The sequence below is a fragment of the Haloechinothrix alba genome, from assembly GCF_900188115.1.
Lineage (GTDB): Bacteria > Actinomycetota > Actinomycetes > Mycobacteriales > Pseudonocardiaceae > Haloechinothrix > Haloechinothrix alba.
The window spans coordinates 66,343-78,014 of record NZ_FZNW01000013.1; the positions used below are offsets into that span (position 1 = coordinate 66,343).

The following is an 11,672-nucleotide window of genomic DNA, read 5'->3' on the forward strand; positions in this document are numbered from 1 at the left end:
CGCCGTGCTGAAGGCCAAGCGCGCTCCGCTGCGCCGTCCACCCGTCCTGTTGGTGGGCGGCGCAGCCGCGTGCGCGCTGATCGCCGTCACCGTCGTCCATCTCGGGATCGGAGCGTCCGGGGTGGGCATCCCCGAGATCGCGGGCGTGCTGGCAGGCAACCCCGACCCGCACACCGAGGCGATGCTGTGGGGGTCGCGGATACCGCGCACCCTCGCCGGCCTTGTGGCGGGTGCGGCGCTGGGCACCTCCGGAAGCCTGATCCAGGGTGTGACACGGAACCCGCTCGCCGCGCCGGACACGCTCGGCATCAACGCGGGGGCGTACCTCGCCGTGGTCGCCGTGGCGTTCACCGGGCTGGACGTCGGGTTGCTCGCAGGGGGAGGGGTGGCCTTCGTCGGCGGGCTGGCAGCCATGGTCGTGGTGTACCTGCTGACCGTCGGCGGCGTACTCACCCCTGGACGGGTGCTGCTCGCGGGTGCCGCTGTGACGCTCGCCGGCCTTGCCACCGCCGACTTCCTGCAGATCCTGGACGAGAACTCGACGCGGGGCCTGTACTTCTGGGGACAGGGGTCACTACTGCAGACGGGGATCGAGCGACCGCTCGCGTTCGGTGCTGTGGTGCTCTGCGCGCTGCTGCTCACCCCGTCGCTCGCCCGCCCGATCGACCTGATCTCGCTCGGCGACGAGACAGCGGAGTCGCTCGGAGTGCGGGTCGGCCGCGTCCGGCCGGCCGCGCTGCTGCTGGCCGTCGTGCTGTCGGCCGCGGCGGTCAGCGTCGCAGGCCCCGTGGCGTTCGTCGGGCTGGTCGCCGCGGTCGGCGTGCGGATGCTGGGTGTCGGCGGGCACGCCGCGCGGTTGCCGATCGCCGGCTTGTTCGGCGCAGCGCTCGTGCTCGCCGCCGACGCCGGAGCGCAGCTGGTGCTGCCTCCGTCGGCCGGGTACGGGGAGTTGCCTGTCGGCGTGGTGACCGCGCTGATCGGGGGGCCGGTGTTCGTGCTGCTCGCGCGCCGGATCGTCACAGGGGACGCCGATGTGGGCGCTGCCGTGACCGCGATCAGGCCACTGGCGACACGCAACTATGCCGTCGTGGTCGGGCTGTGCCTCGCCGTGCTGGCCGCGGTGATCGTCGTGGGGCTGCGCATCGGCGATGTGCACGTCGGCTGGGGCGAGCTGGCGGCTGTGCTGAGTGGAGCGGGCGACTCGCTTGCCAGGGACGTGATCGCCTACCGGCTGCCCAGGATCCTGGTTGCGGCGCTGGCGGGGGCGTGCCTCGCCGCCGCGGGCGCCGCCGTACAGGCGGTGGTGCGTAACCCCCTCGCGGAGCCCAACCTGATCGGTGTGACCCAGGGGGCGGCCGTCGGTGCCGTCCTGATGATCGTGGTCGTACCGGGTGCTCCCGCCGCCGCGCTGCCGCTGGCCGCCGTCGTCGGCGGCGTGCTCGCCATCGCTCTCGTCACGCTGATCGCCCGTGCCGGTGGTGGTCTGGACCCCACCCGGGTCGTGCTTGTCGGCCTCGGGTGTTCCTATACCGGATCCGCCCTGGTGCAGATGATGGTGGTCGGGGCTCACATGAACCTCTCGGCGGCGCTGACCTGGCTGTCCGGCAGCACCTATGCCCGTGACCTTTCGGTGCTGGGGTGGTTGATCGCACCGATCCTGGTCGGGCTGTTACTCGTGGTCAGCGCGCGGCCGGTCGACATGCTCACGCTGGGCACGGACCTTCCGCGCGCCTTCGGGCTCGCGCTCGGGCGCGCGCGGATACTGATCCTCGGTAGTGCGGCCCTGCTGGCTTCCGGCGCGGCGGCCGTCGTCGGTACCGTGGGTTTCGTCGGCCTCGTCGCCCCGCACCTCGCACGCAGGATCGTGGGCAGCTCGACGGTGCGGCTGGTCCCGACAGCAGCCCTGCTCGGGGCGATTCTCGTGGTCACGGCCGACGGGCTCGGGCGTGCGCTGCTCGCCCCGCTCGAGATACCGGTCGGCGTGGTGACCGCGTTGGTCGGTGCGCCCTACCTGATCTGGCTGCTGCGCCGGCGGTCGTCGGGCTGATCGGGTGCGTGCTGACCGGGCAGCTCTGCCGGGAGCAGCCGGTGTGCGAGCACGGCACCCGCCAGGCAGATCGTGGTCGCGGCCAGGCAGACACCGGTGAGCGCTGTGCCGGCCCCGCTACCGTCCAGCGCGGTGAACAGCGCGCCGAAAGCGGCCACCCCGGTCGCGGTACCCAGCGGTGAGCACGCGTTGGTCAGCCCGGATGCCATGCCGGTGCGCTCGGAGGGGACGACGGTGACCGTGACCGTCAGCAGCGGCGGGAAGATCAGCGCGGTCCCCGCGCCGAGGAGCGCCATTCCGGCGCAGGACAACGGAAGGCCTCCCGCGCTCGCCGCGATGGCTGTGGTGGACAGGCCGCTGCCCTGAAGTACGAAGCCGCCCGCGACGACCGTGGCCGGCCCCAGGCGCGCCTGGGCAGCCGAGACCATCGTGCCCGCGACAGCCAGGCTCCCGGTCAGCGGCAACAGCAGGATCCCGGTGTGCAGGGGCGAGCTGGCGACGGTCTCCTGCAGCCACAGCGTGAGATACACGAGGGTACCGAGGCTCACCATCCTCCCGGTGAACATGAGGGTCGCCGCACCGGCGAACGCGGCGCGGTCGCCTGCGCCGACGTCGAACATGGCGTCCGGCCTGCGCTGGCTGCGGGCGAACGCGGGCAGCAGCACGCACAGCAGGCCGGACGCCGCGACGGTGGGAAGCGACGTCCAGCCGAGTGAGCTACCGGTCGTCAGCGCGGCGTGCAGGGCAAGCAGCGTGGCGACACCCAGGGCCGTGCCGGACACGTCCGTGCGCCGCGGACCGGAGGGCCGCGCGCCAGGCGGGAGGGTGGCAACGGTTGCCAGTACGACGAACGCGCCGACCGGCACGTTGACCAGGAAGATCCACTGCCAGTCGAGTGCCGCGACCACCCCGCCGCCGATCACGGGACCGAGTGCGCCCGCCAGCGAGGACAGCGCGGCGAAGGAGGCCATGGCAGAGCTCCTGGACCGTCCGTTGTGGGTGGTCGCAAGCAGCGCGATGGCCGGAGCGAAGGCCAATGCGCCGCCTGCTCCCTGCACGGCCCGCGCTCCGATGAGCACCCCGATGGTCGGCGCGGTCGCGCACCCGAGCGAGGCGAGCGTGAACACCGCCATCCCCACAGCGAACACCGTGCGATGGCCGGCGGCGTCCGACCACGTCCCCGCGGTGAGCAGCAGCGTGCCGAACGCGAGGGAGTAGGCCGATACCGTCCACGGCAGCACATCGGGACCCGCCTGCAGCTGTGCCCCGATGGCAGGCAACGCCACGTTGATCACGGTCACATCGAGCGTCAGCATCACTCCCGACACGCTGACCAGCGCGAACGCCCATCGCCGGGTGGCTTCGCTCCGCGGCACACTTCCTCCGATCGGTGCCTGGGTTGCGCGTCTTGGTTGGGTAAGGCTAACCTAATTTCACTACGGTGAGCACTGTGATGCTTGCCATGGTGACCAGCCGACCCGACCGGTTGCGAATTAGGCAAGCCTTGCCTAATCTCTGGGTGTCGTTGGACCGCTGAACACCCGGAGAGGCCGATGCCTGATCGCACCACACCAAGCGAGAACGACACCGACGCGGAACAGTCGCCCGTGGACCATCCGGTTCCGGAGCTGCCCGATGTCGGCGCGGGTGCCTGGCGGGAGGCGAACCGTCGCCTGCTCGCCAAGGCGCTGGGGGAGTGGACCTTCGAGGCGATGCTCAAGGCGGTCGAGACGGGGGACGGCGAGTACCGCGTGGATCTCGACAGCGGTGTCTGCTACCGCTTCAGGGCACAGCCACGCGCCTTCGGCTGGCTGCTTGTCGAGCCGGATTCGGTGACCAGGGTGGCCGCGGGCATGCTCGGGGACGAGATCGGCCAGCCCGCTTGGGACGCGCTGCAGTTCCTCGTCGACGCCGCAGGCACGATCGGCACCGACTCGTCCACTGTGGCGACCTACCTCACCGAGCTCGAGTCCACGCTCAGCGTGGACGCGGCGCGTATCGCGCGCGGCGGTGAGACGGCACGGCAGCTGCGCGAGCTGGACCATGCCGAGCTGGACTGCCGGATGACCGGGCACAACCTGCTCGTCGCCAACAAGGGCAGGATCGGCTTCTCTGCGGCGGACATCCGCCGCTACGCGCCGGAAGCCCGCAGGCCGGTACGGCTGCAGTGGATCGCGATACATCGTGGTCTTGCCGAGTTCCGCGGGACCTCCGAACTATCCGAACAGGAAACGCTGGCCAGGGAGCTGCCCGAGGACGTCCGCGCGGACTGGGAAGCCGCCCTCCGCGCGGAGGGCCTCGACCCGGGTGCGTTCGTCTGGATGCCGACACACCCGTGGCAGTGGAACCACGTCGTGCAGGTGCTGCATGCCGCCGACATCGCCCAGCGCCGCATCGTGCCGCTCGGACCGAGCCCCGACGAGTACCTCCCCGGGCAGTCGATCCGGACGATGGCCAACATCACGACTCCGGGCCGGTTCGATGTCAAGCTGCCGTTGAAGATCCTCAACACCCTGGTGTGGCGGGGAATACCGCCACACTGCACGATGGGCGCACCCGTCGTCACCCAGTGGCTCAACGGAATGCTCGCCGATGACCCGGTGCTGAGCGAACGGACACGTACCGTTCTGCTGGGCGAGGTCGCGTCCGTGACTGTGCGGCACCCCTACCTGTCCCAGGTCGACGAGGTTCCGTACCAGCACCTGGAGACGTTGGGCTGCATCTGGCGCGAGTCGGCCGTATCGTATGCGGACCCGGACGAGCGTATCCGTACGTTCGCCGCGCTGCTGCACGTCGATGACGACGGGGTCGCCTTCGTAGCGGAGCTGGTCCGTGCGTCCGGCCTGCGGGCCGAGGACTGGTTGCGGCGGATGTTCGACACCGTGCTGATCCCGATCATGCAGGTGCTCTATCGCTACGGCGTGACGTTCAACCCGCACGGCCAGAACACGCTGCTCGGGTTCGACGAGCGTGAGGTTCCCCGGCGGCTCTACCTCAAGGACTTCGTCGACGATGTCTGCGTGTCGTTCACCGACGTGCCGGAACGCGGCCCGGAGCCGGACGGCCACGACCACGTGCTGCCGCGCAAGCATCCTTCGGTGATCCGCCAGCACGTGATGGACCAGGTGTTCGTCGGCCACTTCCGCTACCTGGCCCCGCTGTGCGCCGACCAGCTCGGCGTGCCCGAAAGCCGGTTCTGGTCACTCGCGCGGCAGGCGATCCTCGACTTCCAGGCCGACCACCCCGAGCTGTCCGACCGGTTCGGAGAGTACGACCTGCTCTCGCCGGAGATCCCGCGGTACGCCCTCAACCGGGACCGCATCGTGGTCACCCGCTACGACGACCGGGCGCTGAGGCACGCGCTGCACCCGAACGGGACGTTGCCCAACCCGCTGGCGAACCACTGATCCCGTCGGCGTGACGCCGACCAACGAGGGAGTTTCTGTTGACCCAGATTGCCGAGGCAGCGCACAGCGCTCCGAGAGTCACCGGTGAGCACCCGAGCGCGTTCCCCGCATCAGTACTGGCCGGGTCGCGCGAGGGCATGGCCGAGGTCGTCACGACACTGGCCGGTGCGATCGCGTCGGCACGCTCGGCACGACGCGAGGACGGTCCCGCGCCGCGGGGGGCGCCGGGTGACGTGCTGGCAGCGGCAACCGAGTCACTCGGACCACCCGACGTGCCCGCCGACGGGATCGGCGCGGACGCCGCGCTGCGCCGCCTTGCGACCATGCTCGTCGAGTACGGGCTCGATCTCGCGCATCCGCGTGCGGCAGCGCACCTGCAGCCGCCGCCGCTGACGGTCGCCGTCGCCGCCGACACCCTGGCCAGCGCGGGTAACGCCTCGCTGGACACCTACGACTCGGGACCGTCGGCCATCGCGGTCGAGCGGTGGGTCGTGCGCAGCCTGACACGGCTGGCGGGTCTCGGCGAGCGAGCCGATGGCGTGCTCACTCCCGGTGGTTCGATGTCCAACCTGCTCGGGCTGTTGCTCGCGCGCGACACCGCCGGACAGGCCAGGGGGATCGACGTGCGGCGCAGCGGCGTCGCCGCGCTGCGGTGTCCCGTGGTGTTCTGCTCCGAGCTGGCGCACTTCTCGGTACACCGCGCCTGTGCGGCCCTCGGTCTCGGCGAGCAGTCCGTGCAGCCGGTCGCGGTCGACGAGCACCACCGCATGCGCCCTGAGGAGCTGGCGGCGGCGCTGCGCGGGCTCGACGACGACCGGACTCCCGTTGCGATCATCGCGACCGCGGGCAGCACCGACTTCGGCTCGGTCGACCCCCTTCCTGAGCTGGCGGAGATCGCCGCCGAACATGCCGTGTGGCTGCACGTCGACGCCGCCTACGGTTTCGGTGCGCTGTTCTCCGAACGGCTGTCCGACCGGCTCGCCGGTCTCGAGCTGGCCGACTCGGTGACGGTCGACCTGCACAAGCTCGGCTGGCAACCCGCAGCGACCAGCGCGCTGCTCGTGGCCGATGCGAACGCGTTCAGCGCCCTCGACCGGACCGTGTCGTATCTGAACCCCGTCGACGACAGCGAGGCGGGCTACGACGGCCTGCTCGGCCGCAGCCTGCAGACCACGCGCAGGCCGGATGCGATCAAGGTCGCTGCGAGCCTGCTCGCGCACGGCCGTGCCGGACTCGGCAGCATGGTCGATGTCTGCCACGAGCTCGCAGTGCACGCCCAGCGGCGCATCGCGGCCGAACCCGAGCTCGAGCTGATCTCCCCGGCCGAGCTGACCACGGTGGTGTTCCGGTACAGGGACCGGTCGCACGCCGACCCCGACCGCCTCGACCGGATCAACAGTGACCTGCGGCGCGGCCTGCTCGAATCGGGTGTGGCGCTGATCGGCAGGACGACGGTGCGGGGCGGGCGCCCGGATGAGGCCGAACGCGTCTGCGTGAAGTTCACGCTGCTCAACCAGACGGCCACCGCAGGCGACATCGACGAGCTGATCGACAAGGTGCTGCTCGCGGGCAGGGCCTGTGCACGACGGACAGAGGAGGGTGCGGCATGACGGTGACCACGGATACCGGCCGGGCACCGGCGTCGGACGCGGGATACGGGGACGCCGCCGCCGACCCGCTGCACTCGCACGACACCAGAAGGGCAGCCGAACACGCGCACCTGGAAGCCTTACTGCGGTGTTGGCTCACCGAGACCGGCACGCAGGTGACAGCGGGGCCGTTGCGGATCCCGTTCCCCGCCACAGGGCTCGCGCTGGTCACCGAGGTGCGGCACTGCTCGCCGACCGGGTGGCACCGGTTCGGCCCCGTGTCCGTCGACGGGCCGTCCGGGCGGCTGGGCGGCGACGCCGACCCGGTCGTGGCGATCGCGCTGCTGGCGGCCGAAGCCGCGGCGAGGGGCGGCGCCCGAGACGGTGGAGTGCCCTCGGGAGAGGTCGCCGACCTTGTCGAACGGACCGCCGAGTCGGTGCGCAGGGTGACGACGTTCCTGGGGCACCGGCGCCGGTACCCTGCGGCGCCGGAGGGTGTCGACGGGTTCCTCGACGCCGAACAGGCGCTGGTACTCGGCCATCTGAAGCATCCGGCACCCAAGAGCAGGGACGGCCTGTCCGAACGCGAGTCCGCGCTCTACTCACCCGAGCAGCGCGGGGCGTTCCGGCTGCACTGGTTCGCCGCGGACGAGTCCGTCGTGTCACACGATGCCGTTACGGGCAGTGCCTGCGTGGCCGGACGCGACACCACCGCGCTGCTCGCCGAGCTCGCCGAGTGCAGGCTCGACGACGGCCGCGTTCTCGTGCCGGCACACCCCTGGCAGGCACGGGACGTGGTGCACCGGCCACGGATCGCCGCGCTCATCGACGAAGGGCTGCTCGAACCGCTCGGCCCGCTCGGTCCACAGTGGTGGGCGACGTCGAGTGTGCGCACCCTGTACCGGCCGGACGCGGACGTGATGCTCAAGCTCTCCCTCGGGCTCAGGCTGACGAACTCGAAGCGGGAGTCGACCGGCACCGAGCTCCGCAGGGGTTTGGAGATCAACCGGCTGCTCGCAGCCGGGTACGCGGCCAGCACGTTCGCCGAACACCCCGGTTTCGACATCACGAGGGACCCGGCGTGGTTGGCCGTCGACGAGCCGGACCGCCCCCAGGGGCCGGAGGTGACCGGGCTGGATGTCGCGGTGCGCGAGGTCCCGGACGGTATCGGCAGCCTGCGCTGCCTCGCCGGGTTGGTGGCGCCGAGGCCGGGGGAAGGGCGCAGCAGGCTGGGGGAGCTGGTCGCGGAGTCGGGCGAGGCACAGCGCTGGGTCGCGGACTACACCGACAAGGTGCTCGTGCCGATGCTGCACCTGTACGCATCCACCGGTATCGGGTTGGAGGCCCACCAGCAGAACACGCTGGTCCGCCTCGATGCGAACGGCGGAGTCGCGGGCGCCACCTTCCGGGACAACCAGGGCTACTACCTGGCCGCGTCCCACGAGCGGGCCGTCCTCGACGTGCTCGACGCGGGGTCGTCGACGCTGGCGGTGGTCGACGACGAGGTCGTGGACGAGCGCCTGTCCTACTACCTGCTGCGCAACCAGGCACTCGCCGTGGTGGGGTGCCTGGCCGTCGACGGGCTCGCCGGGGAGAACGAGCTCCTCGGTGTGATGTCGGGCAGGCTGCGTGCCGCGCTGCCGGACCTCGCCGAGGCAGGCAGGGACGGCGACCGGCTGGCCCGCCGCTGGCTGGAGGCGGACACGTTGCCCTGCAAGGGGAACCTGCTCACCCGGCTGCACGGGATCGACGAGGTACTCGCCCCGCTGGACGCGCAGTCGGTGTATCTCGACGCGCCCAACCCGTTGGCGGCGGTGAGCCGATGAGCGCGCGGCAGTCGGGCGACGGGGAAGCGGGGGCGCCGCCCGTTCCGCGGCTCCTCGAACCGTGGTCGGTCCGCGTGGCCTCCGGCGACGCGGACCTGGAGCTGATTCACCGCTGGATGATCCAGCCGCACGTCGAGAAGTACTGGCACCAGGCGTGGACACCGCAGCAATGGCGGGCCGAACTCGACAAGCAGCTCGCCGGTTCGCATTCGCTGCCCTGTCTCGTCGCCCACGACGGGGTCGACGTCGCCTACATCGAGGTCTACCGGGTCGCCAGGGACGGTCTGGCCGACCATGTCCCGCACGAGCCACACGACCTCGGCGTGCACATCGCCATCGGCGACCGCGACCGCACCGGGCGGGGGCTCGGCAGGGCGTTGCTCGCCGCGCTCGCGGAAGGCCTGCTCGCCGCCGAGCCCGAGTGCGACCGGGTCGTCGCCGAGCCGGACCGCGACAACGCGGCCTCGGTGACCGCGTTCCGCGTCGCGGGTTTCGTCCAGGGCAGGGAGGTCGCGCTGCCCGACAAGACGGCCGTCGTCATGACCTACGAGCGGAGGGGACCACGGTGACCACCACTGACGACCGAACCGAACACGACGTCGTGGCCATCGGGTGCGGGCCGTTCAACCTCGGTCTCGCGGCCCTCGCCGACGGCGTCGACGATATCGACCTCATGGTCTTCGAGGAACGCCCCGAGCTGAGCTGGCACCCCGGGTTGATGTTCGACGAGGCACTGTTGCAGGTCAGCTTCCTCGCCGACCTCGTCACGCTCGTGGAACCGACACATCCGCTGTCATTCTTGGCTTACCTGCGTGACGTGGACCGGATGTACCCGTTCTACGTGCGTGAGCAGTTCCACCCCACCCGCCGCGAGTACGAGGACTACCTCCGATGGGCGGCGTCCAAACTGGACACCGTTCGTTTCTCGCACCGGGTACGGACGGTGTCGTGGGAGCCGGCGGAGCAGCGTTTCGTACTCGAGGTGGAGCGGGGCGAGGCGGGTGCCATGATGGTGTACGCGCGCCACCTCGTGCTCGGCATCGGGACCGAACCGGCGGTACCGGGCGCGCTCGGGGAACTGCCCGCCGACCGGATCCTGCACACCGGGGAGTACCTGCACCGGCTCGCCGACGTCACGAGTGCGGGCCGGGTCACGGTCGTCGGCTCGGGCCAGTCGGGTGCCGAGGTGACCCTCGACCTGCTCCGCCGCAACGCATCCGGGGGACCGGCAGTGAACTGGCTGACAAGGACCGAGTCGTTCGCGCCGCTCGACTACTCGAAGCTGGTACTCGAGATGACCACACCGGCCTACGTCGAGTACTTCCACGGCTTGTCGGAGGAGACCCGGGATGAGCTGGTCGCCCGGCAGTGGCGGCACTACAAGGGAGTGTCCGAGGAGACGCTGGAGGAGATCCACGACGCGCTCTACCGGCGGGAGCTCGACGAGGGGTTGGCACCGGTCGAGCTGCGGTCGGGTGTGGCAGTCGAGGAGTCGACCGTCGACGCCGACACCGGGGAGGTCGTGCTGGCCTGTCGCCAGCGGGACACGGGTAAGCGGTTCGACCACCGCACCGACATCGTCGTCGCCGCGACCGGGTACCGGCAGCGTGTGCCCCGGTTCCTCGATCCGATGGACTCGTTGGTCGAGCGGGACGCGCGGGGCCGGTATCGCGTGCGGCTGGACCATTCCGTCGAGCTGGATCCTACGGTGACAGGAAAGGTTTTCGTGGCCAACGCGGACCTGCACAGTCACGGCGTCGCGGCGCCGGACCTCGGCATCGGGGCGTACCGCAACGCCACGATCCTCAACGCGATCGCCGGCCGCGAGGTGTACCGGCTGCCGAAGAACACCGCCTTCACCAGCTTCGCCGCACCGGCCGGTCGTACGTGACCGTGGTGCGCCCGGCAGTGTAGGTATCAGGTCGGCTGCGGTTCGCGTCGCCGTCCCGGCACCGCCGAGGCCGGGCCTGCCGGAGTCCGGTAAGCGGCTTCGACCTCGCGCCGCTCCCGCCACAGGTGGTAGAGCGCGATACCGAAGATGACGGTGCCCACAATGTTGGCGATGAAGTGCCACCAGATGCGGTAGGTCCACAGGCCCGGACCGGGATCGAGCAGACCGAACCAGGTGGACAGCCCGATCGCCCGGCCTGCTCCGAGCGCCACCGACAGGGTCAGCGCCAGGTGTTCGACGCCGTGGATGCCCTGCATCCACACACCCATCCGTGCCCAGGTGCGGGACCTGCTGCGCAGTGCGTGACGGGTGATCAGCATGATCCCGGCGAGTCCGGCCAGGAAGACGACGTTGCCGGTCAGGTGCAGGATCTCCATGCCGAGGGAGGGCTCGGCGGGATTCACCCGGCCAAGAGCGGCGGCCAGCCCGTCACCCCACGGTGTCATCCAGGCGGGCGAGTTCGGGTGTGCCGTCCAGTAAGCGACCTGGGCGATGTGCTCCTGGACGTGCCCGAGCTGACCGAGCACGCCGAGGACGATCACACCCGCCGACGCCCGGTACAGCCAGGGACGTACGGGGTTTCGGTTGGCGCGGGCGAGGACCGCGACAGCTGTCCACATCGCTGCGGCCCACAGCACGAGCAGGGCCGCAGCGATGCTCCACAGCGGGGTGGGAATACCCATCGACGTCCATCTCCTTCGGGCGATAGGCGCGGCGGGCCGCGCCGCATCGGGAACAGCCGGTTCTCCGGGATCCCGTCCCACGGTAGGCAGTCGTCGAGTGGTCTTCTGCTCCTGTGTTGGTGTGTTCTGATTTTTCGTCCGGGCCGGTGAATGGTCTCCGGTGCACGGT

Annotated in this window: 8 protein-coding genes; 6 read left to right on the forward strand and 2 right to left on the reverse strand. The window is 70.7% G+C overall.

The genetic code is table 11. The features are described from left to right. Positions 1-4 precede the first annotated feature (4 nt). Positions 5-2,047, forward strand: a complete 2,043-nt coding sequence (locus CHB84_RS13885) for an iron ABC transporter permease (protein WP_089302023.1) — start codon at positions 5-7, stop codon at positions 2,045-2,047. Here CHB84_RS13885 and CHB84_RS13890 read toward each other — a convergent pair. Further along, a complete protein-coding gene (locus CHB84_RS13890) occupies positions 2,008-3,423 on the reverse strand; it encodes an MFS transporter (protein WP_089302024.1) in 1,416 nt (471 codons plus the stop codon). The genes CHB84_RS13885 and CHB84_RS13890 overlap by 40 nt on opposite strands. Before the next feature lie 177 nt (positions 3,424-3,600). Here CHB84_RS13890 and CHB84_RS13895 point away from each other — a divergent pair, with 177 nt between their 5' ends. Genes CHB84_RS13895 through CHB84_RS13915 form a run of 5 tightly spaced genes read left to right on the forward strand, consistent with a single transcriptional unit; the run spans position 3,601 to position 10,760 of the window. Then, positions 3,601-5,454, forward strand: a complete 1,854-nt coding sequence (locus CHB84_RS13895; protein WP_089302025.1) for an IucA/IucC family protein — start codon at positions 3,601-3,603, stop codon at positions 5,452-5,454. Between the two features lie 38 nt (positions 5,455-5,492). Next, positions 5,493-7,064: a pyridoxal phosphate-dependent decarboxylase family protein gene (locus CHB84_RS13900; protein WP_245818733.1), complete on the forward strand. Its 1,572-nt coding sequence runs from the start codon at positions 5,493-5,495 to the stop codon at positions 7,062-7,064. Continuing rightward, the gene (locus CHB84_RS13905; protein WP_089302026.1) at positions 7,061-8,869 is read left to right on the forward strand and encodes an IucA/IucC family protein; all 1,809 of its coding nucleotides are present in this window, start codon (positions 7,061-7,063) and stop codon (positions 8,867-8,869) included. The genes CHB84_RS13900 and CHB84_RS13905 overlap by 4 nt, the downstream gene beginning before the upstream one ends. Next, complete coding sequence (locus tag CHB84_RS13910) at positions 8,866-9,438, forward strand: GNAT family N-acetyltransferase (RefSeq protein WP_089302027.1); 573 nt, start codon at positions 8,866-8,868, stop codon at positions 9,436-9,438. Before CHB84_RS13905 ends, CHB84_RS13910 begins: the two co-directional genes overlap by 4 nt. Next, positions 9,435-10,760, forward strand: coding sequence for a lysine N(6)-hydroxylase/L-ornithine N(5)-oxygenase family protein (locus CHB84_RS13915; protein WP_089302028.1), 1,326 nt, complete (start codon positions 9,435-9,437; stop codon positions 10,758-10,760). Before CHB84_RS13910 ends, CHB84_RS13915 begins: the two co-directional genes overlap by 4 nt. A 26-nt stretch (positions 10,761-10,786) precedes the next feature. Here the strand turns inward: CHB84_RS13915 and CHB84_RS13920 are convergent, their stop codons facing one another. Then, positions 10,787-11,503 carry a DUF6008 family protein gene (locus tag CHB84_RS13920; RefSeq protein WP_089302029.1) on the reverse strand — a complete coding sequence of 239 codons (717 nt, stop codon included), beginning with the start codon at positions 11,501-11,503 and terminating at the stop codon, positions 10,787-10,789. Between the last annotated feature and the right edge of the window lie 169 nt (positions 11,504-11,672).